Origin of the sequence: Salipiger pallidus (assembly GCF_014643635.1) — a bacterium.
Lineage (GTDB): Bacteria > Pseudomonadota > Alphaproteobacteria > Rhodobacterales > Rhodobacteraceae > Salipiger > Salipiger pallidus.
Window position 1 is genome coordinate 389,166 of record NZ_BMJV01000001.1, and the last position, 25,333, is coordinate 414,498.

Below are 25,333 nucleotides of genomic sequence, written 5' to 3' on the forward strand. Positions count from 1 at the left end.
CGCCGTCGGACAGCGCGCCCTTCGAGGGCTGCTGTAAATATATGAATCAGAAGCGGGGCTGCAAGAGCCCCGTCCGAGCCGCGCTTATGCGAAGATAGGGTGCATTTGTCAAGCCTGGCTGAAGACGCGGAACGATCCGGCCCGAAGGTCTCATAGATCCTGTGCCATCATCTGCTGCGCCGCCGCCCGCCCCAGCGCATAGGAGATGCCGTCGTACATGCCGTTGAAGGCCTCGAACAGCGCGCGGTTCATCGCCTTGCCCTCGGGGCTGCCCGACAGCTTGACGTAATCACGCATCTCGCGATCGGTCAGGGGCCCGTAGGCCAGCAGCAGGTAGGCATAGAGCCATTCGCGGGTGTCGGCGCGGGTTTCCGGCTCGGACGCCCAGACCTCGGTCAGGATATCATCTTCGGACATCTCGAGCGCGCCGCCGTCCACGAGGCCGATGTAGAACTGATAGCTGGCGTTGAGCGCACCCACCACGTTCTCGTTCACAAGATCGTTGGCCTGAACGAATCGTGTGATCTGCCCCAAACGCGGGTCGGACGAGCCGTCGATCTGATTGAAGGCCTCGCGCGCGGCTCCTTCGACGCCATCATCAATGAGGGCTCGGCGGGCGGCCAGTTCTTTATCGACGATGCCATCCCCCGGAGCGGTCCGGAAATATTCCAGCAGCGGTGCGGGATCGGTGTCGCCGAAGCTCTCGGCAAAACCGTGGCGCACCACGTTCTCCATGGTGTCGGTGTCGTAGATCGCCGACACCTCGTCCATCCAGCGTTTGGTCGCGCCGCCAGGGATAAGGTCCATGGCCATTTCTTGCCCGTAGGACATCCCCTCCTCTCGCATGATCCCGACAATCTCGGGCAGCCCGAGCGCATCGAGAAGCGCGTTCGTCTCCTCTCCCTGCTCTGCGCTGGCACAAAGCGGTGCAAAGATGGTCATGACGGAAAGGCATGCGACAAGGCGCAGGTGCATGTAGAAGATTCCCCGGTAAGCAAGTGCATCGCACCCTATGCCTCGCTCGGGTCTTTTCCAAGGGCACGGCTGCGTGATGAACGTTCTCGGCGCGAGTTCTCATTTTTCTCGAATTTCCCTGTTGCACCCCCCGGCGCATACCGCTAAACGCCCCCTCACCAAGACCCCCGCGGAGAGGTGCCGGAGTGGTCGAACGGGGCGGTCTCGAAAACCGTTGACCCTTCACGGGGTCCCAGGGTTCGAATCCCTGTCTCTCCGCCACAATCCTTTCAAGGGATTGGCAACCCACAATAAATCGTTGTGCCCTGCCATCCGGTTCAATCCGAATGCTGTGCCTTTTCAGGCCTGTTTCGCGCCTTCGTTGCAGCTTCGGACAGGCTCTGTAGGGGACGTCTTCCCCCTGCCCCGAACTGGCGGCTGGCGCGGCCCCCCCTCCCTCTACACCTTCATGTCGAAACAGGGCATAACCGCCCCGACTCGAACCCCTCATGAAAGGACAAGGGACGATGCACGACATCCGCACCATCCGCGAGAACCCCGCGCTCTGGGACGCGGCGCTCCAGCGCCGCGGGGTGGAGGCCCAGTCGTCTTCGGTCCTCTCGATCGACGAAGAACGCCGCGCCGCCATTCACGCCGCCGAGACCGCTCAGGCCGAGCAGAACAAGGCCTCCAAGGAAGTGGGCAAGGCAAAGGCATCCGGCGACGAGGCCGAATTCGAACGGCTCCGCGCCCTCGTGGGCGAGAAGAAGGCCGAGGTCGCGGCCATGCAGGCCCGCGCCAAGGAACTGGACGCCCAACTGACCGAGATGCTCATGGGCATCCCCAACCTGCCCTACGACGACATCCCCGACGGGGCTGACGAGGACGACAACGTCGAAATCCACCGCTGGGGCACGCCCGGTAGCTACGACTTCAAGCCGCTCGAACATTACGAGCTGCCCGGCGTCAAATCCGGCATGGATTTCGAGACCGCCGCCAAGCTGTCCGGCGCGCGCTTCGTCGTGTTGTCCGGCGCGGTGGCCCGCATCCACCGCGCGCTGGCGCAGTTCATGCTCGACACCCACACCGAGGAAAACGGTCTCACCGAGACCTGGACCCCGGTTCTGGTGCGCGACGAGATGATGCAGGGCACCGGCCAGCTGCCGAAATTCGGCGAGGACAGCTACCAGACCCGCGAAGGCTGGTGGCTGGTGCCCACCGCCGAGGTCACGCTGACCAACATCGTCAACGGCCTGACCGTAGACGAAGACACCCTGCCCCGCCGCTACGTTGCGCACACCCAGTGCTTCCGCTCCGAAGCGGGCAGCGCGGGCCGTGACACTGCGGGCATGCTGCGCCAGCACCAGTTCGAGAAGGTCGAGATGGTGTCGGTGACCCATCCCGACAAATCTCGCGAAGAGCTTGATCGGATGACCGGCTGCGCGCAGGGCATCCTTGAAAAGCTCGGGCTGCCTTACCGGACCGTGGTGCTTTGCACTGGCGACATGGGCTTCGGCGCGCGCCGCACCCATGACATCGAGGTCTGGCTGCCCGGACAGGACAGCTACCGCGAGATCAGCTCGGTGTCGGTCTGCGGTGATTTCCAGGCGCGGCGCATGAACGCCCGCTTCAAGCCCGCCGGCGGCGGCAAGCCCGACTGGCTGCACACACTGAACGGCTCGGGCCTTGCGGTGGGACGCTGCCTTATCGCCGTGCTCGAAAACGGCCAGCAGGCGGACGGGTCGGTCAAGCTGCCCGAGGCGCTGCACCCGTGGCTGGGCGGCAAGACCACCCTCACCGCCGATGGCAAGCTGGTCTGAGCCATGCAGAAGCTCATGGCCGCTGCCACCTTCATCGTGACCCTCGCCTTCGCGGCGGTGGTCCTCAGCTGGAGCGGTTTCGGGGGCTATCCCCCCGAGGCCTTCCCGGTGCCCCAGGACAATCCGCCGGTCCAGCCGGCGGGCTACGCCTTTGCCATATGGGGGCTCATCGTGCTGTGGCTTCTCGCGGGCACCGGCTTTGGCCTGCTGCGCCGCAGTGAAGAGGCCGACTGGCAACCTCATCGCAAGTGGCTGACGATCAGCATCCTCATCGGCGTGCCGTGGCTGCCGGTGGCAGGCATGTCGCCGATCATCGCCACGGTGATGATCTGGGCGATGCTGGTCACCGCCATTGTGGCGCTGTTCCTGACCGGGGACATGGACCGCTGGCTGCAAACCTCGCCGGTGGCAATCTACGCCGGCTGGCTTACCGCCGCCGCACCTGTGGCCGTGGGCTTTCTGCTGGGCGGCTACGGCCTGCTCGGGCCGACATCGGCGGCTCTGGTGGGGCTCGGGATCGCCCTCGCCATTGCGCTGGTGATCCAGTACCGCCTGCACCGTGCGCCGCTTTACGGCATCACGGTGATCTGGGCGCTGGTCGCGGTCATCATCGCCAACACCGCACCGCTCAACATCGCCGTGGTCGGCGTGGCTGTGATTGGCATCGTGGCGATCCTCGCGCTGCGAGCGACCGATACTGAATGATACCAGAGAAGGGCAAGGCGACAGGTTCGCCTTGCCCTTCCTCCTCGCCTCTTCGCTCCCTGCCTTTGCCTTGAAGGGTGCTGCGCGATCCTTGTCCCGACATTTCCGGATTGATCGGGCAGATACCTGATCGCGTCGCGGGAACCGCCGATGACGGCGGAACGTTCCTGCCTGCACCACGTGATCAGGACCGACGTCACATGCAGATTTTCACATGCCCCAATTGCGGCGCGTCTCTCTATTTTCACAACACCGGCTGTGTCTGCGGCGAACAGGTCAGCTTTGCCCCGGACAGCCAGGCCATGGTTCCGCTGCGCGACCCTTGTGCCAATCGTGAGATCATCGGTTGCAACTGGCTGGCGGAGAACGGAGGGCTGTGCCGCTCCTGTGCCATGACAGAAGTGCTCCCCGACCTGCGCGAAGATGCAAACCGCCCTCTTTGGGAAACCTCGGAACTGGCCAAGCGCTGGATGCTTGCCAGCCTCATGCGGTGGGGCTGGTTTACCCCTGCCGATCCCGGGGACAGGCCAGTGTTCAAGATGCTGTCTGAAGTGACAGCCGCCGGGGACGCCAACGTGGTCATGGGCCACGCAAACGGCACCATCACGATCAACGTGTCGGAGGCAAGCGAGGCCGAGATTGTCAAACGGCAGGAACAGCTGAGCGAGCTTTACCGGTCCATGCTGGGGCACATGCGCCACGAAACGGCGCATTTCCTCTTTGTGCGTCTGTCGGACTCGCCCGAGTTCCTTGACCAGTTCCGCACCGTCTTTGGCGATGAGCGTGCCGATTACGGCAAGGCACTCGAGCGCCATTATGATGACCCCGAGCCGGCAGATTACGATCATATCACGAGTTACGCCAACGCTCACCCCCATGAGGACTGGGCGGAAACCCTGGCGCATCTGATGCATCTGATCGATCTTCTGGACAGTGCCGCCGCCGTCTCGCTGTCACTTCCCGAAGGACCGAAACCGGGCCACGACCCCTATGCCACCGCCGATGTGGATGCCGAGATTTCCATGGCGGTGGACATGGCTATCGCCATCAACCACGTGAACCGTGCGATGGATCTGCCGGACCTCTACCCGTTCGTCCTCACCCAGGGCGTTCGCGAGAAGATCTCTTTTGCGCACGGATGGCTGAGGCGCAACGCCAGCTGATCCTTCGTGCCGTTTGGCTTCAGAGGGTGCTTTGCTCCGCTACCTGCGGCCGCCCCCTAGACATCTGAGGCTAATGGAAACAGAGCGGCACCCTGAGGGGCGTATTTTCGAGAAGGCGTCAGGAATAGGTTAGCCATTTGGCCAGGAAGGGAGCAGCGCGCATTGTGCCACCTTGCGAAGCTGCATGATGTCTGGTCGACAAGCTCGTCCCCCCCCCCGCAGGCGTCGCTGGATCAACAGGGCACTGCAAACATCTGCATGGGTGCCCCCTCTGAGGCAATGTCATCGGGGGGAGCGCACTGAAGGTCAGCCCCGGTTTTTGCCGAGGTGCTTTTTCAGTGCGCCCGCGTTCTTCTCGCGGCGGCCCTTGTAGGGGTTCCGGTCTCCTTGTCCGCGCATGTAGAGCCGGATCGGCGTGCCGGGCATGTCAAAGCTCTCGCGCAGGCCATTGACCAAGTATCGCGTGTAGCTGTCGGGCATCTTGTCGGGATGCGAGCACATCACGACAAAGCCCGGCGGGCGGGTCTTGGCCTGGGTCATGTAGCGCAGCTTGATGCGCTTGCCCTGCGGCGCGGGGGGCGGGTGGCTCGACACCATGCCCTCGAGCCAGCGGTTGAGCTGACCGGTGGAGATGCGGCGGTTCCACGTCTGCCACGCCTTCATGATAGCGGCGTTGAGACGGTCGAGGCCACGCCCGGTACGGGCCGAAACGGTCACAAGCGGCGCGCCGCGAAGCTGCGGCAGAAGCCGGTCGAAGGCTTCCTTCAGGTCGCGCAGCTTTTCCTGCTTGTTGTCCTCGATATCCCACTTGTTCACGGCAACGACCACGGCGCGCCCCTCACGCTCCGCGAGGTCGGCGATGCGCAGGTCCTGCTGTTCGAAGGGGATCGCGGCATCCAGAAGCACCACCACAACCTCGGCGAACTTGACCGCGCGGAGACCGTCGGACACCGACAGTTTCTCGAGCTTTTCCTGAACCTTGGCCCGTTTACGCATACCGGCGGTATCGAAGATGCGCATCGGCGTGCCCTCCCAGTCCATGCGGACGGAGATGGCGTCGCGGGTGATCCCTGCCTCGGGACCAGTGAGCAGGCGGTCCTCACCGAGAATCTTGTTGATGAGCGTCGACTTGCCCGCGTTGGGACGGCCCACCACGGCAATCTGAAGCGGCTTCTTGTCGGTCAGCTCGGGCAGCGAGGTGTCGACGTCTTCTTCGTCCTCATCCTCGGGGAGGTCGACCTCGACTTCTGGCGCTTCTTCGGCGGCGCGTTCGGCATAGCCGTCGGCCAGCGGTTGCAGCGCAGTGTAGAGTTCCGGCAGGCCTTCGCCATGTTCTGCAGACAGGCGCAGCGGCTCGCCGAGACCAAGACCCCAGGCTTCGATCACGCCCGCGTCGGCGGCAGAGCCTTCGCCCTTGTTGGCGGCAAGGATCACGTGCTTGGAGCGCTTGCGCAGGATCTCGGCAAAGATCTCATCCACCGGGGTCACGCCGACACGGGCGTCGATCATGAACAGGCACACGTCGGCCATGTCCACCGCACGTTCCGTCAGACGGCGCATGCGGCCCTGCAGGCTGTCGTCGGTGGCATCCTCGAGACCGGCGGTGTCGATCACGGTAAAGCGCAGATCACCAAGGCGCGCCTCGCCTTCGCGCAGGTCGCGCGTCACCCCGGGCTGGTCGTCCACCAGCGCGAGACGCCGGCCCACGAGCCGGTTGAAGAGCGTCGACTTGCCCACGTTGGGGCGGCCGACGATGGCGAGCGAGAAGGTCATGCGGATTACCTCGGGATCACAAGCTGCCCCGATAGCGCATTTGTGCCCAAGGGAAAAGGGGCCATGAAAAAAGGGGGCCGAAGCCCCCTTTTCCCGGATATGATCGGTCGGGCCGGCTCAGCGATAGCCGAGCAGCTGGCCATCGGTGCTGACCACGTAAAGCGTACCACCTGCAACGATCGGCATGGTTGTGGCCCCGCCCGGCACCTCGGTTACACCCGTGAGAGCGCCATTGGTGGGATCGAAGCTGCGCAGGTAGCCATCGGACGATGCAACGATGAGCCGCCCCCCCGCGAGGATCGGGCCGTGATGCGCATAGGCGCTGTCGCGGCGGCGCTGCGGACGGCGGACCTCTTCGTAGCCCGGCAGGTCCACGGACCAAACCTGCTCGCCCGTGGACGCATCAAGTCGCACGAGTTTGTAGGTGTCGGATACGAGGAACACCGAATCTCCCGCGGGCCAGATCGGAGCGAGCGTGCCCATCTGCGCGGTCCAGAGCCGGTCACCGCTACCTTCCGAGAAGGCAGCGACGCGGCCCGAGTGGTTGCCTACATAAACCCTGCCATCGGCAATCACAGGGCCGCCGGTGAGGTCGCTTACCGTCGCGATGGCATATCCCTCCCGGCTGCCCGACACAGCGCCGTTCCAGCGCCGCATGCCACCCTCGCGGAAGGCGGCCTGAACGCCACCATTGCCGAAGCCGAAGATCACCGACTTTGCCCCGATGGCGGGGGACGGCGCGCCGGCGAAGTTGTGAATGCTCTCGACGCTTTCGATCTGCCAGCGAATACGGCCCGTGGCCGTTTCGATCGCCCAGGCACGGCTGTCGCCCGACACGACGTAGGCCAGATCACCCTGCACCGACGGCGCGCCGGTGGCTGTGCCCCCCAGCTGCTGTTGCCAGATCTCGGCTCCCGTCGCCGGATCGAGGGCAGTGAGGCTGCCAAAGCCCGACGCGACATAGAGCCGACCGCCAGAGACGGCCAGGCCGCCGCCCTGCGCCTGCTGCGCCGTGTCACGGGCCGGAATCATCGGCTTGCGCCACAGCACCTGACCCGAGGTCGACACTGCGGTCAGCACGTGTTCGCTGTCCATGGCGAAGATGCGCCCGTCCGCGGCGACCGGGTCGACATTGAGCCGGTTGCGGCGGCTGTCCCCCGCGCCGATGTCCACAGACAGCACCGGACTCAGCGACGCGGCCAGTGCCGCGTTGCCGACGCGCATCGCCGGGGATGCCGGGCTCTGGGCCCAGGCGCCGTTGCTGGAAATGGCGGGAAGGGAGATAGCCCGCGCGCCGTTCATCGGCGCGGGGTCGGTGGTCGAGGCACCCTCGAGCACCTCGCGCGTGCCGTAGCGTTCGCCGGGAAGAATGACATCGGCCTCTTCGCAGCCCGCAAGGACGGTCAGCCCGATGAGCCCCGCCGTGATTGTGGTGATACGCAAATCCACTGCCCTCGTCCTGTTCTGCCGTCTTGTCCGCACCGGTCAGCCGGCGTCCGTTTCGCCACCCAGCGCCACAATCAACTGCGACGCGCGCTGGCGCAAGCCCGAGGTCGCCTCGGAATCCTCGGTGATGCCCCGCAGCCGTGAGATCGCCGCGTCACTGTCGCCGGCTTCGATCTCGATCAGGGCAAGTTGTTCTTCTGCTAGCAGCCTCAGGGGCTTGCCGGGAATCGCCAGGGCCTCGAGCCCGGCGCGGCGGTCATCCGCAGACAAGCCGCTGCCAGGGCGGCTCAGGGCCTTGAAGCTGGCGATCTCGCGGTAGATCTCCGGCACGCCATCATTGGCAGCGACCGCCTCGAGCGATTGCGTTGCAGCGGCCTCGTCCCCGGCCCTGCCTGCCTCGGCGGCGAGCAGCATGGACAGGATCGCCTCGGAGCCGGCGGTGGGCGCGTCGATGGCCGACAGCGCCTCGGCGCGGGCGGCAGGCTCTTCGGCCTCGAGCGCGGTAAGGATCTCGTCTCCGAGCGCCTGCGCCGCGGCGCGGTCCTGCGCGCTGGAATATTCGTGCCAGGCGGCGCCGCCCACGAGCACCACCACCAGCAGCACCGCCACCCAGCCCCAGCGCTTGATCAGCGCGTAAAGGCGGTCGCGGCGGACCTCTTCTGTCACCTCGTCGATGAAACTGTCGGTATCGCTCAAGGGGCCTCTCCGGTCTTGTGTCGCCCCCTCCTTACAGGCCTGTGCCGGGCGTGCCAAGGCACCCTCGAGCATCCGCCTGATGCGGCCAGGACTTCCGCGCCCCGGATACGCCGGTGGCGGGCGGCGGAACGGGGCGCAAGAGGGGGGCGCTGCCCCCGACCCTGCGGGTCTCCCCCGGGATACTTGAGGTCAAAGGAAATCCGAGGCGCGTTACAGGGTGGCGTTGGTGGCGCCACCGTCGAGAAGGATGTTCTGACCGATGATGTAGCCCGCGTGGGACGAACAGAGGAAGGCGCACATGCGGCCGAAATCGCCGGCGTCCCCGTAGCGCGCGGCTGGGATCGAGGCCGCGCGGCTTGCGCGGGCTTCAGCGCGGGTGATGCTTTGCTGGCTGGCGGCATGGTCGTCCATCTGGTCGATCCGGGCGGTGTCATGCACGCCGGGCAGCAGGTTGTTGATGGCAACGCCATGTTTCGCCACCTCCCGGGCCATGCCGGCGACAAATCCGGTGAGGCCGGCGCGGGCGGAGTTCGACAGGCCGAGCGGCCGGATCGGTGCCTTGACCGAGCTCGAGGTGATGTTGACCACCCTGCCCCAGCCGCGCTGCATCATCCCCGGCACCAGCGCCTGCATCAGGGCAATCGGGCTCAGCATGGAGCCGTCGAGGGCGGCGATGAAATCGTCGCGGTTCCAGTCCTGCCAGTCTCCGGGGGGCGGGCCACCGGCGTTGGTGACGAGGATGTCTGCATCGCCCGCCACGTCGAGCAGCCGGGCGCGGCCGTCTTGGGTGGTGACATCCGCTACGAGCGTGAGGACCTCGGCACCGGTGCGGTCCCGCAGCGTTTGGGCCGCTTCGAGCAGCGGGCCTTCGCGGCGGGCGTTGATGACCACGGTGCAGCCCGCCTCTGCCAGCGCTTCGGCACACCCGAACCCGAGCCCCTGCGAGGAGGCGCAGACCACCGCACGGCGGCCTTTGATGTGAAGATCCATGACAGGTGCCTCGTTTTCGTTCCGACCGGGTGCCATATGATGACACATTCCCTTTTCAGACAATGGGGCTATGCTACCGCCGCATGGTGCCGGTGTCGCGAGACGGCTTCGAGGCGGCGCACAGGTCGATGGGGCCGCAGCGCGGAGCGCGTCCCGCTTTTTGGAAGGCAGGAACTGCATGAGCCAGTCGCACGGAGCACGCGCAGCGCACAGCGTCCGCGTCTATCGCGCCGAACAGATACGCGTCGTCAACGGCGCAAATCTCGGCGACGGGCTGAGCTTTGCCGACGACCTCGTCCTGGACGACATCTACCGTCTGTCGCCGGTTGCCGGGCTGCACCGCTTGTCGCTTTATCCGTCGAGCGAGCAGCCTTTCGCAATTGCGCCCGACACCGAAATCGCTGCGCCCGGTGCCGACCTGCACCTTGATTGCGCGGTGACCTTCATGTCCGGCGACGGCCAGACCACCGAGGGGCTGGTGCTGGTGGAAACCGACGAGGACGGCGGCGTCGCGGGCGTGCTGTTCCTGGCGTTGGGGGCGATGACCCCGCGGCAGGATTACGCGCTGGTGGGTATTTCGCGCGAGGCGGCGTTGCAGACATTCGCGCAGGTAGCTTGCGTGTCTTTCACCCGCGGCACACTGATCACCATGGCATCGGGCGCGCAGAAGCCGGTCGAGGAGCTTGCGGTGGGAGACCGGGTGCTGACCCGTGACGACGGGCCGCAGCCGGTGCGCTGGCTGGGCCACCATACCACCCGCGCCGCCGGGGCCTTCGCGCCGATCCTGATCAAAGCCGGTGTGCTCAACAACTCAGGCGACCTCCTGGTGGGCCCTGATCACCGTCTGTTCATCTACCAGCGGCAGGATCGGCTTGGAGCCGGGCGAGCCGAGCTTCTGGTCAAGGCGCGTCACTTGGTGAATGGCGACACGATCACCAGGGTTGAGGGTGGGTTCATCGATTTCTACCAGATGATTTTCGACCATCATCAGATCATCTATGCCGAGGGGATCGCCGCCGAATCCATGCTGGTGGACACCCGGACGCGCGCTGCCCTGCCCGAGGAACTGGGCGACCGGATCGGGCAGCTCCTGCCTAGTCATCGCAAGAGCGATCATGGGGATCTCGAGGTTCACGAGGCCCTTCTGGACCGGCCCGACCTTGCGGAACTGCTGCGCAAGTCATCGCGCGGCTAGGCCTGCGCTTCGTTGCTTGAACGCCGGTGGGCGTGGTTATAGGACGGTGGGCAAATCCCACCCCCAGCGCGATTGGATAGGCCATCACGGGTTGGGGGGGTGTTGGGATAGAGCTCTGCCACCGTGGCGCACAAACACTCCCCCGCGTATTTTGGGAACTCCCAGGGTATTTGGAAAAACGGAGAGTGAACACCATAACGTTGGCGTCCTTGTCGCTGAGGCGGCGGCGCGATGCGACCCGAGGTGGCCGCGCGGCATCTTGGGCATGACGGCTCGGGGTCGGGATGGCTTGCCCTGAACGCCGCTCCCGACCGACGGAGGGTCTGCGCATCCCTTTGCCAGTCAGTGATTGCGCAGCGCGTTGATCAGCTCGTCCTTTGTCATGTCCGAGCGTCCCTCGATCTCCAGTTCTTGCGCGCGGCTGTAAAGGTCATCCTTGGTCCAGTCCTCGTAGGCAGGCGCCTTGCCGCCTTTTTCTGAGGGGTGCATGTCGGGATTGGCCTTGGCATTGGAAATGCGGGCGGCCTTTTCCTTGGACATGCCTTTGTCGCGCAGGTCTTCGTAGAGTTTCTCGTCCTTGAGGCTCGGATTGGGCATGGCGTCTCTCCCTTTACGGTCGAAACGCTCAGGAGACCCGTGCGGTTCCCCTTCCCAATAGCGCACGGCGCAGCTATATCGCGCCCATGCTGGACACCCCTTCGAACCGCCCCGACCTGCCCGCGGAAATCGCCCGCCGCCGTACCTTTGCGATCATCTCGCACCCGGACGCCGGCAAGACGACGCTGACCGAGAAATTCCTCCTGTATGGCGGCGCCATCCAGATGGCCGGGCAGGTGCGCGCCAAGGGCGAGGCCCGGCGCACCCGGTCGGACTTCATGAAAATGGAGCAGGAGCGCGGGATCTCGGTCTCTGCCTCGGCCATGTCGTTCGATTACGGGCAGTACCGTTACAACCTCGTGGACACGCCCGGCCACTCGGATTTCTCCGAGGACACCTACCGAACGCTGACGGCGGTGGACGCGGCAGTCATGGTGATCGACGGCGCCAAGGGCGTCGAATCCCAGACCCAGAAGCTGTTCGAGGTCTGCCGCCTGCGAGATCTGCCGATCCTGACCTTCTGCAACAAGATGGACCGCGAGGCCCGCGATGTCTTCGAGATCATCGACGAGATCCAGGAAAACCTTGCCATCGACGTGACCCCGGCAAGCTGGCCCATCGGCATGGGTCGCGATTTCCTCGGCTGCTACGACATGGTGCGCAACCGGCTCGAGCTGATGGACCGGGCGGACCGCAACAAGGTCGCCGAAAGCATCAAGCTCGAGGGGCTGGACGATCCCAAGCTCGACGAGCACATCCCCGCCGACCTGCTGGAAAAGCTGCGCGAAGAGGTCGAGATGGCGCGTGAGCTGCTGCCGCAGCTAGATGCGCAATCGGTTCTCGAAGGCCACCTGACGCCGATCTGGTTCGGCTCGGCGATCAACTCCTTCGGCGTGCGCGAACTGATGGACGGCATCGGCAACCTCGCCCCCGAGCCGCAGCCCACCAAAGCCGAGCCGCGGCAGATCTCGCCTGATGAGAAGAAGGTGGCAGGCTTCGTGTTCAAGGTGCAGGCCAACATGGACCCCAAGCACCGCGACCGCATCGCCTTTGTCCGCCTGTCGTCGGGCCATTTCGAACGCGGCATGAAGCTGACCCATGTCCGCACGAAAAAGCCCATGAGCATCGCAAGCCCGGTGCTGTTCCTTGCCGCTGACCGCGAGCTGGCCGAAGAGGCGTGGGCCGGCGACATCATCGGCATCCCCAACCACGGGCAACTGCGCATCGGCGACACGCTCACCGAAGGCGAGGCGCTGAAGGTCACCGGAATCCCGTCATTTGCGCCCGAACTTCTGCAGGGCGTGCGCGCGGGCGATCCGATGAAGGCCAAGCACCTCGAGAAGGCGCTGTTCCAGTTCGCCGAGGAAGGCGCGGCCAAGGTGTTCAAGCCCGATATCGGTTCCGGCTACATCGTGGGCGTTGTCGGCGCGCTGCAGTTCGAGGTTCTGGGCGCGCGGATCGAGCAGGAATATGGCCTGCCCGTGCGTTTTGAGGGCTCGCAGTTCACCTCGGCGCGCTGGGTGCATGGGGACAAGCTGGCAGTGGACAAGTTCGTCAACGCCAACAAGCAGCACATCGCGCATGATAACGACGGCGACGTGGTCTACCTCACCCGGATGCAGTGGGACATCGACAGGGTGGTGCGGGACTATCCCGACGTGACCCTCTCGGCGACCAAGGAAATGATGGTGTGATGCACCGGCAGGAGCGCTTGCGCTCCAAGCCTTGGCCGTCACCGGGCGTTTCACGATCCATGATAGAAAACTTTCCGGACACAAAAAAAGGGGCGGCCCAAGCGGGCCGCCCCTTATCGTTTCACGGGTCGCGAAGCGCTCAGCTGCCCTGAAGCAGCGGAGTGATGCGGCGCACACCTGCGCGGCGGTTGGCGCGCTCGGCGGCTTGGGTTTCCACCGCGAGGTCACCTTCGCCGTACCCCTGAAGCACCATGTTCTCAGGCGGCACCTGGAAGTACTCGGTCAGCGCAAGCGCCACCGATTCCGCACGGCGGTCTGACAGAGCAAGGTTGTAGCTCCATGCGCCCACCGCATCCGTGTGGCCTTCGATCAGGAAGACTTCGCCGGGATTGTCGGCAATGATCTGCTTCATCGCGTTGCCGAGGCTGGCCAAGGCCCGCGCCTCCTCGGGGCGGATCGCTGCGGAGCCGGTTTCGAAGTTGATCGAATCTACGCTGATCTCGGGGATCAGGTGCCGCACCGCATCGATGTTGCGCACTTGGTTGAGCGAGAAGCTCCGACCCACATCCGTATTCTGCGAGGCAAGTGCCGCCGCAAGATCAGTTTCGGACACTTCCTGCAGGTTCATCCGGCGGGTGTTGTCCTGAGCTTGAGGCAGCTCGTTTATCACGACCTCGGTTTCCTGCCGGGTGTCGTCGAACAGCACGACTTCCTGACCGTTGGGGAGGGTACGGGCGCGACGCAGCACGCGGCCATCTGCCGCTTTGATGGTCTCAACCGAGGTGCCATCCTCGTAAGCCACGACCGAACGGGTGGAACCGTCATCGTAGCGGTAGGTGGTCACGTCCGAGCCGGGCTGGCGCAGCAGCACGTCGTCATTGCGCAGTACGCGGTACTGGCCATTTTCCTCGACCACGAGACGATCGCCGGTGTCCTCGACCACGCGGGCATTGTCCCCGAGGATCTCGTTCAGAGCCACGGCACCAAGGCCAAGCAGGGCGGCCGCGCCGAAGGCATTGCGTGCGGAGTTGTCGTCGTCGTCGTCGTCCTTGTCTTTGCGATTGCCGGTCAGCTGGCCGGTGGCCTCGCCAATGCGGGTGCGGAAGTCTTCGTTCGAGCTGCGCACATCGTCTTCCGATAGCTGTTCCTCGACGACCTCAGGCTCGTTACCGGCCTGCTCCTCGCCTTCACCGGACATCGCTGCGGCAGCGGCAGAGCCTGCGCCAAGACGCTCGGCAATGCGAGACGCGAGATCGGCCTGCTCTTGATCATCGGCCGGTGCCGTGGGCTCAGGGCTGTCGGCAGCGGTGTCGGTGTCGGTGTCGGTGTCGGTGGAATTACCGGCGGGGGTCTCCTCGGCGGTCACGCCCTGACCATCGGCATTCCCTTGTTCCGGTGCATCTTCAGCCATCGCCGGAGCGTCGGAGGGTGCCTCTTCGGCAGTCTCCTGCGGCTGATCGGCGGCTTCTTCAGAAGACGGGACTGCCTCTGCCGGCGCATCTTCTGCGCTCATGGCACGGTCGGCAGCATCCGGGATTGGGTCGCTCAGCGCAGGCTGGTCCCCAGAACCGTTCAGCGAACCATCCGCGGCGGCGTCAGCGTCGGTGGTGCCTTCAGCTTCGACATTGGCCGAACCTTCAGCCTCTGTATCGCCGCCAAGAGCACCTTCGAGACGCTGGATGTCTTCGTCGGAGACTTGGGAGTCGGCTGCTTCAGGTGCAGCTTCAGCGGTAGCGGGTGCATCGGCCTGCTCCGGAGCTGCTTGCTCCGTGGGTTCGGGCTGCGGCTCGGGGCTGGAGTCGGCTTGAGCCGCGTTGCCGTTGGCTTTGTTGTTGCCGTTGCCTTGGTTTCCATTGCCTTGGTTCGCATTGCCCAGAGCTCGGTTTTCGCCGTCGCCAGCATTTGCGGCAGGCACGTCATCCTGACCACCATCGGCCTGATCCGAGTTGCCTTGATTGCCATTGCCGGGGCGCGCTTCGCCCAAGCTGGGCATCTCGGCGATGCGATCGCAATTGACGCCTTCCGGCGCCGTGCCGTCCTCGCAGGCAGCCTTCAGCTGCGGCAGCCGCTTGCGCAGCTCATCGGCCCCAAGGTTGCCAAGGCCTTCTCCAAGATTGAGGCCTCCGTTGCCGCGAAGCTCCCCTTCGGCTTGCTGGTTGCCCAGCGACTGCGCGAAAGCAGGACTGGTCAGGCTGGCGACGACGACCAGCATGGTGGTCGTCTTGAGAAGCGGTCTGGTCATGCTGTGGTCCTTTTCCTCTGTGCCGCGTTTCGGCAGCGGTCGAAGGTTTTAACGCACGGCATATCGTATTGGTTCAAACCAGCGGCGGGATTCTGCCGAAAGAGCCAAGTGGCTCCTTTTGCGGTCCAGCCCCCCACCCTGCCTCAGGTCCTGCCCTCCGCTCCCGGGGTCAGAGCTTGCCGCGCCGTCCCCGTGCGCCGCCCCTGCGTTGCGCGCCGCTGCCCGATACCAGCCCTTCGCGCAGCACCTGCGACATGGGATGGTCCGGCGCATCATCGTGGCGGCGCAGCAGCGCCTCGATGTGACGCTCCGTCTCGGTGTCCTCGGGCAGGGACAGGGCCCAATCAAGAAAGATCGATCGGCATTCACCCGGACCGATGCCGTCGATTTTGTAGGCTTCTCGGATCAAGCCCTTGGGATCGTGGCCCTTGTCTGCATTTTCGATGGCGGTCATTGGCTGTCCTCGGGCAATGCTGTGTCGATGATGGCGGCGGCGCGGGCGGTCATGTCTGCCAACGTATCGCGCAGGGCCTGCGGGCTTTCCGTGCCGGTCAGCCGGGTAAGGAAGGCGCGCCCGCCCGCCCCCGCCTCCTGCGCGTCGAACGCCCCTTCGGTGATGAGACGCGCGCCGATCTGCAGGCTCCAGCACAGGCGGGCGGTTGCGGCGAGGTGGTCAGCGTCCTCGCGGCTCACCAACGCCAGCCTGGCCGCAGCGGCCAGCCCACGCGAGGTCCGCCGCGGCCCACTGCCAGACAGCAGCGCGGCGGCCTGCGCGAAAAGCTCGATATCCTGCAGGCGGCCCCGACCGATCTTGGGATCCCACGGATCGCCCTGCCCCTTGGCCGCATGGATACGGCGGCGCATGTTGGCGAGTTCGGCCAGTACCTTGTCACCCTCCTGCGGGAGGGCCAGCACATCCGTGCGCAGCGCCTCGACCTCGGCGGCCAGTTCCGGCGGGCCGGTCACGACCCGCGCGCGGGTCAGCGCAAGGTGCTCCCACACCCAAGCCTCGGTGCGCTGGTAGTCGCTGAAGGACGACAGCGCCGTGGCCACTGGCCCCTGGTTCCCCGAGGGGCGCAGGCGCATGTCCACCTCGTAAAGCTTGCCCTCGGCCATGGGCGCGGTCATCGCGGTGATAAGCGCCTGTGTCAGCCGGGCATAGTACTGCCGAGAGGGCAGCGGGCGACGTCCCTCCGAGGCCTCGACCCCGTCGGGATCATAGATCACGATGAGGTCGAGATCGGACAGAGCATGCAGCCGCCCCGCCCCGAGCGATCCCATTCCCAGCAGCGCCGCGCCGCGCCCCGGCGCGGGCCCGTGCTTGCGGGCGAACTCCTCCTGCACGACCGGAAAAAGCGCCGCAAGCACGGCGCCCGCAAGGTCTGCATACTGCTGCCCCGCTTCCTCGGGTTCGGAGAGCCCGCGCAGCAAGTGCACGCCCACGCGGAAATGCCATTCACGGGTCCAGCGCCGCGCCATGTCGAGGCGGCTCTCATAATCCTCCTCGCGCGACAGCACCTCCGACAGGCCCGCGGTCAGCGCCGACGCCCCGGGCCACGCGCTGAAGAAATCCCCGCCGATCACCGCGTCGAACACCGCAGCATTGCGCGACAGGTAGCGTGCAAGGTCCGGCGACGTCGACACGATGTCCACAAGCAGGTCAATAAGCTGCGGGTTGGCATCGAACAGCGCGAAAAGCTGCACCCCGGCAGGCAGCCCCGCGAGGAAGCCGTCAAAGGCCGCCAGAGCCTCCTTCGGACGGTCGGCACGGGCGAGGCGTCCAAGGATCTCGGGGCGCAGGCGCTTGAAGATTTCCACCGCTCGCCCCGACCGTAGCGCCGGGTAGTTGGGCCAGCGTGCCACCTCGTCGCTGCATTCCAGCTCTTCGGGGATGTCGCCGCAGGCCGAGGTCGGACCATCGGGCACGAAGAAATCCTCGGTCAGCGCATGCACCTCGTCAAGCCGAGCCCGGATCGTATCCCCGAGGTCTTTGGCGTCGGCACCCATGAGCGCGGCAAGCCGGTGGAACCCCTCGTTGGTAGACGGCAGCTGATGGGTCTGCGCGTCGCGCAGCATCTGGACCCGGTGCTCGACCTCGCGGTGGGCGCGATAGTGGTCCACCAGCCGATCTGTCACGTCCCTCGGCACCCATCCCGTTTCAGCCAACACCCGCAGCCCGTCCACGGTGCCGCGCACCCGCAGCTCGGGCTCGCGGCCGCCGGCAATGATCTGGCGGGTCTGGGTGAAGAACTCGATTTCCCGGATGCCGCCCCGGCCCAGCTTCATGTCGTGTCCCTGCAGGCTGATCGCGCCATGGCCCTTACGGTCCCGGTAGCGCAGCCGCATGTCATGAGCATCCTGCACCGCGGTGAAATCGAGGTGCCGCCGCCACACGAAGGGCCGCAGCGCATCGAGGAACCGTTCGCCCGCATCGATGTCGCCGGCGCAGGGCCGTGCCTTGACGTAGGCCGCCCGCTCCCAGGCCCGTCCAAGGCTTTCGTAGTAGCGCTCGGCTGCTTCCATGGAGATGCACACCGGCGTCACCGCCGGATCGGGACGCAGTCGCAGGTCGGTACGGAAGACATAGCCTTCGCCGGTGAGATCACTCAGTAGGGCCGTCATCCGGCGCGTCGCCCGTACGAAGGCAGACCGCGCTTCGTGGAAATCGTCGCTGTCGAACCGGTCCTGATCGAACAGGCAGATGAGGTCGATGTCAGAGCTGTAGTTGAGCTCGTAGGCGCCCATTTTGCCCATGGCCAGAACCACCATGCCGCAGGCGTCGCCGAGGTTATCCTCAGACGACACACCGGGCAGCTTGCCGCGCCTGACCTCGCGCGCCAGCGACACCTCGAGCGCGCGCTGCACCGCGCCCTCCGCCAGCCGGGTCAGCGCGCCGGTGACCTCCTCGAGGCTCCAAGCCCCAGACAGGTCCGCCAGCGCGGTCAGCAGCGCCAGCCGCCGCTTGGCGGTCCGCAGGCCGCTTTCAACCTTGTCGTCCGGCAGCTCTGGCAGGCCCGCAAGCACCGCCTCGAGCGCATCTTCGGGGGCCTGCACGGCGTCTTCAAGCCATGCCCCCTCGCGCTGAAGCAGGCCATGCAGATAGGGGCTGGACCCACCAGCCCCTGCGATCAGTTCGGCGACGGGACCGTCGGCCCAGGGACAGGACGCGAGGGCTTCTTCGCCAAGCTCGGTCTCGAAGGGGCGTGGCAGGCGGGTGATGCGGCTGGCGATACTCATGGTGCCTCTTGTATGGGCATTCGGTCGCCTGCGCGCAATGGGACATGCGTCGTTGCGTCTCTTGGAACAGGCGTAGCGATGGCCAGCAAAAAGGACACGCCCGCGTGCACCGGCAAGGCCGTCTGCAACCGCAGAGGAACGCCCCCGCGCAACAGGTCAGGTACGGCCGTGTGTGACAGGATATGGACACTTGCGAGAAGCGGAATGCAGTGGCCGTGCGGACTTGCACCTTCCCGGCCGCAATGGTCTGTCTCCCACGCACAGACAGGAGTCACCGATGAGCAAGAGCCTCAAGCGCGTCCGCGCGGCGCTGGAAGATGCAGGTCAGACCGTGGACATCCGCGAGGTCGACAAGGCCCGCACCGCGCAGGAGGCGGCGGACAGCGTTGGCTGTAATCTCGACCAGATCGCAAAGTCGATCATCTTTCTTGCGCAGGATAGCGGCGACGCGGTGCTCTTCCTTACCGCCGGAGGAAACAAGGTTTGCGCCGAAAAGGCCTCGGCCCTCGCGGGCGAGCCCCTGGGCAAGGCGGACGCAGCGCTGATCCGGGCGCAGACGGGCTTTGCCATCGGCGGCGTGTCCCCGGTGGGCCACCTGTCGCCGATCCGCGCCTGGATTGACCCCCGGCTGCTGGAGTTCCCGCAAGTCTATGCCGCGGCGGGCACGCCACGGCACCTCTTCGCGATAGACCCGGCCCGCTTGCCCTCGCTGACCGGTGCGGTCGCGGCAGAGTTCACGCTCTGATCCTTACGGGCGGGGCTTGCACTGTCCTTCGTCCGAGAGCGCCGCATTTTCCGCGCAAACGCACTGCCGGACCACCTCTCAGCACGGGACCACGGTGGCCATCATATCCCATGTCCTGTGCATCGTACTTGACCCGCCCGATGCGGATGGTACTGAGACAGGCACGGTGGGCCTGTAGCTCAATTGGTTAGAGCAGGGCGCTCATAACGCCTTGGTTGCGGGTTCAAGTCCTGCCGGGCCTACCAAAAACACCGCAAAAGCCGATGTTCCCAATCGAGGCGTGGACCACAGAAGTCGCATTCTGGTCCATGTGACATCACTGACTTGCAAGCGAAATGGAGCACCTTCGCGAGGCGCGTCGCGCCGGTCAGCAAGGGTGGTGTGATACCGTGGAATGGGACAGGGACACTGTGGGCCTTGTCTCGATGGAAAAGGCGCCCCCACAAATTCCGGATGCCGGGCGCCCATCGGAACAGCGCGCCATGTCAAACAGCATCACAATCACGATCTTGAACTGGCTCGAGAACAGCACCGCGAACAGATGGGGCGGTCACTGGCGTGCGCCCCGGCAATCTGAGCCTGGCGTGCCGCCGCACTATATTACTGGACCAGCCGCACCTCGCAGCTTGCTCCGAGCACCTGCAAATCCGCCGGGGCAATGAACAGCCCCACAATGTCATGTACGATTGCCCCGAGCAGCGCCTCGAGCGGTGACAGCAAAGACGTGACACCGCCCAGTAGTCCTCCGACTAATCCCCCCAAGCCGCCCAAGGGAAGCTGGTCCAGGAGATCCGTTGCCTCATTTGTGATATTCTGGAGCGTCCCCTCGAGCCGCGCCGAGATCTGTTTGACCGTTCTGTCCCGAACCTCATCCGCGGTGAAGCGCACCGCCAAGTCCGCGGCTTCCACAAGGTGAATTTCCTCGCGCACGGACAGGCCCAGAAGCTCCAGTTCCACCTCCAGCACCGCAAGCGCTGCACTGGCGGGGCTGAATAGCGCGCTGGCGTTGTCACCCCCGCTGCACATGGAGGAAGCACCGCTCAGCTGCGCTGTCGCCTGCGCCACCTGGAGCCCGAGATTGAGTTTCACCAGTCCGAGCAGGTCGAGACCATTGATCCCGAGGCGGATCTGGGCGGTCTCGGCGTAGGCCTCGGGCGATCCGGGCTCCACGTCGGTAACGATGCGGCGCGGCTCCAACACGGTCAGGGACAGCGGGACGTTCGCAATCCCGCCCAGATCAGCCCTCAGGTCAAGATCCACCATGTGCTGAGACAGCAGCTCCAGAGACGCAAAGACCAAATCAGACCCATCCACCGACGCGCCAGGAATCCTTGCGCCCACCTCAAGACCGCGGTTGGCCTCATCGATCTCGAGCACTTCGCCAAGCCGGATCGTCTCGGGCGGCGCCGGCACATCCAGCCCGAGCGCCACAGACCAAAGCTGCGCCAGGCTGACGTCGGCATCGAGGACATCACCATAGGTCATCGGCGCATCGAGATCTGTCGCCAGCGTTTCCAGCAGCGCATCGACCTGAAGGTCCAGTGCCCCGTCAGAGCACAGCAGGTCCAGGTTCGCTCCCAGCAGAGGCTGCAGCGCCCCTCTGAACAGGTTGAGCGACGTCAGGCAGTTTGACAGGCTGAAGCTGACCCGCTCGCGCTGAACCGCCGTGGCACTGCGGGCAATCGGGGCCTGAATGCCCTCCCACAAGGTTGCAACGGCATTGGTGTGCGCTACCGAGCGCACCACGACATGCGCGGCGTTCGGCCGGCGCAAATCTCCCGGCTCTTTGGGTGTGAATACACGGTTTTCCCAACGCCCAAGCAGAACCTGTTCGGCCAGCGGATCAGACGCCTCGAACTTTTGGTTGTTGGCAATTGAACGGCGCGCCTGCTGTAGCGCCGCATCGTCCTCATACGAGTGCCGCACCGCCTCGAGCGCAGCCATGTCGGCCTGTCCCTGCAGGTAGCTTCTGTGGCTGTTGATCTGAAGCACATCGAAGACAACCGCCGCGCCCAGAAGCATTGCGGGAAGCAGCACGACGGTGGCGGCGGTGATCCCACCATATTGTTCTTTCCAGAAATTCATCGTCAGCGCCCAATCAAGACTGCTTGACCGACAATCTCCGAGGATCCGCCGTTGATCGTCGAGAACACGGAGCTGAAGCCCATATAGGACAGATCGTAGGATAGCTGTATAATGTTCCAGCCGGTCTGAGCACTCGCACTGCAGGTTGGCGACCCGAGATACTCAGGCCGGATCAGGGAGAAGGTATCCGCCAGGGCCTGCAACAACTCCTGTTCGACGTCGTCGCATAGATCTGCCTGGCTCAAGGCATCACCGCTGTATTGCAACGCTTGCCGCGCGATCTCGAGCGCCAGCTGCTGAACATCGGAGATCGTCATCAGATACAGCGCCAGCCAGAACAGGCCCGTCAGGATCACCAGAAAAACTGGTAGTAAGATCGCGAACTCAACGGTCACCGACCCACTTTGGTCGCGCACCACTTTCCGAAGACGTGTTGACAAATTACTCAGCAAAACCGTTCCCCGACCTTAGTTTGGAAATATATCGATAAGGATTAGTTGAACAAAATTTGGGTCAAATTGAGGAAATCGGCACAGATCCAGAGAAAATTTCGCAAATGAATAGCTTCAATGCGAATGCACAAAAACGCTCAAGACCTGCCAAGTTAGGATTAATAGAATAGAGAGCGCAAAAAAGTCTCATAAACTGCCATGTTAGGGTTAGGACCCATCGATTTGGTTGGGCACGCGTGAGTCACCGTTCGAAACCGAGCGGTGAGCATGTCTGGTCTTTTCTGGTTTAGCGATGCGCAGATGGCGAGTCTGGGGCCTTTGTTCCCGAAGTCACACGGCAGGCCTTATGTCGATGACCGGCGCGTTCTGAGCGGCTTAGTCTTTATCAATCGCAACGGCTTGCGCTGGCGAGATGCGCCAAGGGAATACGGCCCGCACAAGACGCTCTACAACCGTTGAAAGCGGTGGAGCGACCGGGGTGTCTTCGCCGGCATCATGACGAGGCTGGCCGCAGAGCACGGTGAGGAGACGACCGTGTTGATCGAAGCAACTGATCTGAAAGCTCATCGTACGGCGTCCAGCCAGGGCGTCAAAAAAGGGGGGGGGTCGCCTGATTAGCCGGACGAAGGGAGGCATGAACACGAACTTGCACGCCATCTGCGACAGCCAGGGCCGGCCCATGGACCTATCCCTGACCGCTGGTCCCGTCAGCGACCACATCGGGGCACGTGCGCTCTTCAGCGGGCTGCCCAACGTGACGTGGCTTCTCGGAGATCGCGGCTACGATGCCGACTGGTTCAGAGAAGCATTTCAGGACAACAAGATAGGCCATTGCCTCCCTGGCGGAAAGCAGCGGAAGACACATCTCCGCTAGCACAAGCGCAGATATAAGAGGCGTAACCGGATCAAGATCATGTTTGACGGCCTCAAGAAATTGAGACGCGTAGCGACGCGTTATGACCGATGTCCCCAAACCTTCTTTTCGGCAGTCATACTCGCATAAATCGTCATTTTCTGGCTGTGAGACTCAATGAGTCCAGAGCCTAGTCGTATTGCATGGCACCGTGGCCCCTCTTACCATCACAACCCATCGGCTTTCTACAGTGACCGCTGAATTCGTCCTGTCCGCCCCCGGCGTCGTGGCAGTCCGCACGGCGATCCTCTATGCGGTACCGGTGCTGGTAATCGCCATGATCACCGCCGGGGCCAGCGTCTCGCGGGGCGCTCCGGGGCTCCCATCCGGGCAAGCGTCACCGCATGGCACTCGCGGCGGCCAACGGTCTGGCCGTGCTCGTTCCATCCTCCGTATTCCTCGGGTTGCGGGCGCAAGCGGGCCATTTTGCCGCGCCTTTCGTCCTCGTACAGATCGTCGAACTGGCCGCGGGGGCGGTGAATATCTTCCTGCTCGCGCTTAACATGAAGGCTGGAATGGCGTTGCGCGCGCGGCGGGTACGGCGGGAAAAGTCGTCACATGAGAGTATTCTTCGCCTCTCTCGCGGTCCTCGAATCGGCCGGGTTCGCCGACACGATGCTCTGCATCGGTCTCGCATTCGACGGCTACTGGACCACCCTGCCGCCAGAAGAAGTCCTGGCATGGTACGCCGTGAACAGCGGGTTCATCGCGCGGACCATACCGGTCGTGGCGGGCCCCGCGCTGCTAGGTCTTCTCGGATCACTCTGGCTCGCGCGGCGCGACCGGAGCGCGCGCGGACCGTGGGCGATCGCTACCGCCCAAAACTGGGGCTGGCGCTCGCCACAGGGGTCTACCACCTGCCAACGAACTCGGCACTCGCCAGCGGAGAGATCCTGCCAGAAGCCGTGTCGTCGACGTTGCGAACCTGGCTTACCCTCCAACGCTCGGTCTCGTCGCGGGCGGTTTTGCCCTGCGCACGATCTGACTTAAGAAAGGCGTTCCAGCATGCACCTGTGCATCTTTCGCTCTCCCCCTAAGACAGACCTTTCAGGATTGCGGCGCGCGGCGGTTTCGACCCTCATCCCGGACCCAAATGCGACAGCGCCAGCCCACGCTCGCGCAAATGGCCACTTCGAGTAAGTGACCGCGCTGCGCCGAGCTTCAAGGCCTATGTGCGCTGGGGGACATGTAGCGCCGGAACGCTAAGCCATGGGCGCCCTGACCTGTCGCGATGCCTCATGCTGCGCGAGATGCCTGTCATGGAAGGGGGTGGTCTACAAATGAGGGCCAGTCATCGCATCAAGGGCCCAAATGTGAAATTTATCGCTATGCGTTCTGAGGTTAGAAGACGATCTTAAAGGTCTTCCGAGGCTTTCAGAGTTTAAGCTAAGCTATGGCTTTGCAGGCACGCGTCATTCTCCCGGCTGCTCCACTCGCACACGAAATTCGGCCGCTAACGCCTCGCCCCCTACCGTGGACCCGAAGCACGGATGTCAGTAACCCGGCTATCCCGCACCGTGCAGAAGAACGCCGCCGAGACTGTCGCGCTCGCAAAATGCCCGACGTGTGAGTTGCCAGTAGTACGGCGGGTCCTTTCTGAAAGGGCCCGCCGATCGTGTCTGAGCAACCGAAATCACAGCCTTGGCTACGCCTCGGATAAGAGAGAGACCGCCGCAAGGCCCCGTCGAACCTTGCGGCGAATCTGACCAAGCATCGCAACGTGATCAGAAGGGTGGCGAATGGATGCCACGGGGAACAGTCTACCTTTCCACCGAACGGGTTCAATACTTCATATTGTCCGCATGTATTAGAAAAGTGTGATCACGGTTTTGCATTTGTGCGAGCCGTTCGGCTCAGTCGCAAGGGGTGACCACTTTTCCGCGCCGCGATCGCCGGAAGGCGAACTTGGCTTCAACCGTCTTTCGATGCCAGAGAAGGACGCTGAAGCCGGCGGTGACTGGGAAGTTATGGAGGGTGCCCAAGCAAGTTCGGCAATCGGGCAATCCGGATCCGAGGCCAACCACAAGACCCAAGCCCTGCCATCGAGCGGCCAGCGACATAGCAATGCCGCAAAGCCCCGTCGGGCTCTGCGGCATCTCTGATCAGGCATCGCAACGTGATCAGCAAGGCAGCATCAGGGATGCTACTCAACCCAAAGTGGTTACTCAGGGATCAAGTTTCAACGCCGCGACTCGGAGATATGGCGCCAAACTGCGTGAGACGAGGTTTGCATACCGTAAAGGTCGAGCGCTTCAGATACCGTTGGCACCCCCACCCTCTTTCGGCGTTTTGCTGCGGTAAAGGCCGGTGCCGCGCTGGCAGGCCCCTTCGCGGTGACATGATGGGCCGGTGCCTTTTACGTTCCATGACTAGCGCTCATCAGCGCCAGTGGCGCGGCGGGCCCACCACACTTCATACCGCCGGCTGGGCCGAGGTCGAACGCCAGGGCGGCAAGGCGTCTGTCTGGCGGAAAAGAATGAAGGCCGACATGAGCTACACCATCCTTGGACATCCAAGCCGGAGCAATTGGGAACTGACGCTCGGCACCATGACATTCGGCGCTGAAACGAAGGAAGATAAATCACTTGAAGTGAATGGTGCCTTCGAGGAGGCGCACGGTAACCTG

Annotated in this window: 17 protein-coding genes, 2 tRNA genes and 1 pseudogene; 9 read left to right on the plus strand and 11 right to left on the minus strand. The window is 64.2% G+C overall.

Translation table 11 applies throughout. From position 1 onward, the window contains the following. Nucleotides 1-150: 150 nt before the first annotated feature. Nucleotides 151-975, minus strand: coding sequence for a hypothetical protein (locus tag IEX41_RS01860; protein ID WP_188788263.1), 825 nt, complete (start codon nt 973-975; stop codon nt 151-153). Between the two features lie 171 nt (nt 976-1,146). Between IEX41_RS01860 and IEX41_RS01865 the strand changes: the two genes are divergently transcribed. The 4 genes from IEX41_RS01865 (at nt 1,147) to IEX41_RS01880 (ending at nt 4,642) form a co-directional block, all read left to right on the plus strand. Continuing rightward, nucleotides 1,147-1,236, plus strand: a tRNA-Ser gene (locus IEX41_RS01865). 245 nt (nt 1,237-1,481) lie between these two features. Continuing rightward, entirely contained in the window at nt 1,482-2,774 is a 1,293-nt protein-coding gene (serS, locus tag IEX41_RS01870; RefSeq protein WP_188788264.1) for a serine--tRNA ligase, read from the plus strand. Nucleotides 2,775-2,777: 3 nt separating this feature from the next. After that, complete coding sequence (locus IEX41_RS01875) at nt 2,778-3,479, plus strand: TspO-related membrane protein (RefSeq protein ID WP_188788267.1); 702 nt, start codon at nt 2,778-2,780, stop codon at nt 3,477-3,479. Between the two features lie 200 nt (nt 3,480-3,679). Continuing rightward, on the plus strand, nt 3,680-4,642 hold the full coding sequence (locus IEX41_RS01880; protein WP_188788269.1) for a zinc-binding metallopeptidase family protein: 963 nt from the start codon (nt 3,680-3,682) through the stop codon (nt 4,640-4,642). Between the two features lie 306 nt (nt 4,643-4,948). Here the strand turns inward: IEX41_RS01880 and der are convergent, their stop codons facing one another. The 4 genes from der to IEX41_RS01900 all read right to left on the minus strand — a co-directional run bounded on the left by der (nt 4,949) and on the right by IEX41_RS01900 (nt 9,547). Then, on the minus strand, nt 4,949-6,415 hold the full coding sequence (der, locus tag IEX41_RS01885) for a ribosome biogenesis GTPase Der (protein ID WP_188788272.1): 1,467 nt from the start codon (nt 6,413-6,415) through the stop codon (nt 4,949-4,951). Nucleotides 6,416-6,532: 117 nt separating this feature from the next. After that, complete coding sequence (locus IEX41_RS01890; protein ID WP_308421479.1) at nt 6,533-7,864, minus strand: outer membrane protein assembly factor BamB family protein; 1,332 nt, start codon at nt 7,862-7,864, stop codon at nt 6,533-6,535. Between the two features lie 36 nt (nt 7,865-7,900). Further along, nucleotides 7,901-8,557, minus strand: a complete 657-nt coding sequence (locus tag IEX41_RS01895) for a tetratricopeptide repeat protein (protein WP_188788274.1) — start codon at nt 8,555-8,557, stop codon at nt 7,901-7,903. Nucleotides 8,558-8,767: 210 nt separating this feature from the next. Beyond that, on the minus strand, nt 8,768-9,547 hold the full coding sequence (locus IEX41_RS01900) for an SDR family oxidoreductase (protein WP_188788276.1): 780 nt from the start codon (nt 9,545-9,547) through the stop codon (nt 8,768-8,770). 178 nt (nt 9,548-9,725) lie between these two features. Between IEX41_RS01900 and IEX41_RS01905 the strand changes: the two genes are divergently transcribed. Then, complete coding sequence (locus IEX41_RS01905) at nt 9,726-10,742, plus strand: Hint domain-containing protein (protein ID WP_188788278.1); 1,017 nt, start codon at nt 9,726-9,728, stop codon at nt 10,740-10,742. A gap of 342 nt (nt 10,743-11,084) precedes the next feature. Here IEX41_RS01905 and IEX41_RS01910 read toward each other — a convergent pair whose 3' ends face one another. Further along, nucleotides 11,085-11,339: a DUF7218 family protein gene (locus tag IEX41_RS01910; protein ID WP_188788280.1), complete on the minus strand. Its 255-nt coding sequence runs from the start codon at nt 11,337-11,339 to the stop codon at nt 11,085-11,087. 86 nt (nt 11,340-11,425) lie between these two features. Here IEX41_RS01910 and IEX41_RS01915 point away from each other — a divergent pair, with 86 nt between their 5' ends. After that, on the plus strand, nt 11,426-13,033 hold the full coding sequence (locus tag IEX41_RS01915) for a peptide chain release factor 3 (protein ID WP_188788282.1): 1,608 nt from the start codon (nt 11,426-11,428) through the stop codon (nt 13,031-13,033). Between the two features lie 139 nt (nt 13,034-13,172). On the opposite strand, the gene IEX41_RS01920 is transcribed toward IEX41_RS01915, so the two are convergent. From IEX41_RS01920 to IEX41_RS01930, 3 genes are all read right to left on the minus strand, one after another. Beyond that, nucleotides 13,173-15,275, minus strand: a complete 2,103-nt coding sequence (locus IEX41_RS01920; protein WP_188788283.1) for an OmpA family protein — start codon at nt 15,273-15,275, stop codon at nt 13,173-13,175. Between the two features lie 169 nt (nt 15,276-15,444). Beyond that, nucleotides 15,445-15,729 (minus strand): hypothetical protein, encoded by a 285-nt coding sequence (locus tag IEX41_RS01925; protein ID WP_188788285.1) that lies wholly within the window; start codon nt 15,727-15,729, stop codon nt 15,445-15,447. Continuing rightward, on the minus strand, nt 15,726-18,512 hold the full coding sequence (locus IEX41_RS01930; protein ID WP_188788287.1) for a [protein-PII] uridylyltransferase family protein: 2,787 nt from the start codon (nt 18,510-18,512) through the stop codon (nt 15,726-15,728). The genes IEX41_RS01925 and IEX41_RS01930 overlap by 4 nt, the downstream gene beginning before the upstream one ends. Nucleotides 18,513-18,789: 277 nt before the next feature. Here IEX41_RS01930 and IEX41_RS01935 point away from each other — a divergent pair, with 277 nt between their 5' ends. Continuing rightward, entirely contained in the window at nt 18,790-19,257 is a 468-nt protein-coding gene (locus tag IEX41_RS01935; protein WP_188788289.1) for a YbaK/EbsC family protein, read from the plus strand. 168 nt (nt 19,258-19,425) lie between these two features. Next, nucleotides 19,426-19,502: transfer RNA gene (locus tag IEX41_RS01940), tRNA-Ile, on the plus strand. A 355-nt stretch (nt 19,503-19,857) separates the two neighbouring features. Here IEX41_RS01940 and IEX41_RS01945 read toward each other — a convergent pair. Then, entirely contained in the window at nt 19,858-21,342 is a 1,485-nt protein-coding gene (locus IEX41_RS01945) for a pilus assembly protein TadG-related protein (RefSeq protein ID WP_188788291.1), read from the minus strand. Between the two features lie 2 nt (nt 21,343-21,344). Further along, nucleotides 21,345-21,737 (minus strand): TadE family protein, encoded by a 393-nt coding sequence (locus tag IEX41_RS01950; RefSeq protein WP_188788293.1) that lies wholly within the window; start codon nt 21,735-21,737, stop codon nt 21,345-21,347. Nucleotides 21,738-22,061: 324 nt separating this feature from the next. Here IEX41_RS01950 and IEX41_RS01955 point away from each other — a divergent pair. Next, nucleotides 22,062-22,797: pseudogene (locus tag IEX41_RS01955) on the plus strand (IS5 family transposase). Nucleotides 22,798-25,333 lie beyond the last annotated feature (2,536 nt).

Bases quoted from the DNA above. Each gene is read 5' to 3' on its own strand.
- IEX41_RS01860 (WP_188788263.1), bottom strand. From the start codon at position 975: ATGCACCTGCGCCTTGTCGCATGCCTTTCCGTCATGACCATCTTTGCA.
- serS (WP_188788264.1), top strand. From the start codon at position 1,482: ATGCACGACATCCGCACCATCCGCGAGAACCCCGCGCTCTGGGACGCG.
- IEX41_RS01875 (WP_188788267.1), top strand. From the start codon at position 2,778: ATGCAGAAGCTCATGGCCGCTGCCACCTTCATCGTGACCCTCGCCTTC.
- IEX41_RS01880 (WP_188788269.1), top strand. From the start codon at position 3,680: ATGCAGATTTTCACATGCCCCAATTGCGGCGCGTCTCTCTATTTTCAC.
- der (WP_188788272.1), bottom strand. From the start codon at position 6,415: ATGACCTTCTCGCTCGCCATCGTCGGCCGCCCCAACGTGGGCAAGTCG.
- IEX41_RS01900 (WP_188788276.1), bottom strand. From the start codon at position 9,547: ATGGATCTTCACATCAAAGGCCGCCGTGCGGTGGTCTGCGCCTCCTCG.
- IEX41_RS01905 (WP_188788278.1), top strand. From the start codon at position 9,726: ATGAGCCAGTCGCACGGAGCACGCGCAGCGCACAGCGTCCGCGTCTAT.
- IEX41_RS01910 (WP_188788280.1), bottom strand. From the start codon at position 11,339: ATGCCCAATCCGAGCCTCAAGGACGAGAAACTCTACGAAGACCTGCGC.
- IEX41_RS01915 (WP_188788282.1), top strand. From the start codon at position 11,426: ATGCTGGACACCCCTTCGAACCGCCCCGACCTGCCCGCGGAAATCGCC.
- IEX41_RS01920 (WP_188788283.1), bottom strand. From the start codon at position 15,275: ATGACCAGACCGCTTCTCAAGACGACCACCATGCTGGTCGTCGTCGCC.
- IEX41_RS01925 (WP_188788285.1), bottom strand. From the start codon at position 15,729: ATGACCGCCATCGAAAATGCAGACAAGGGCCACGATCCCAAGGGCTTG.
- IEX41_RS01930 (WP_188788287.1), bottom strand. From the start codon at position 18,512: ATGAGTATCGCCAGCCGCATCACCCGCCTGCCACGCCCCTTCGAGACC.
- IEX41_RS01935 (WP_188788289.1), top strand. From the start codon at position 18,790: ATGAGCAAGAGCCTCAAGCGCGTCCGCGCGGCGCTGGAAGATGCAGGT.
- IEX41_RS01945 (WP_188788291.1), bottom strand. From the start codon at position 21,342: ATGAATTTCTGGAAAGAACAATATGGTGGGATCACCGCCGCCACCGTC.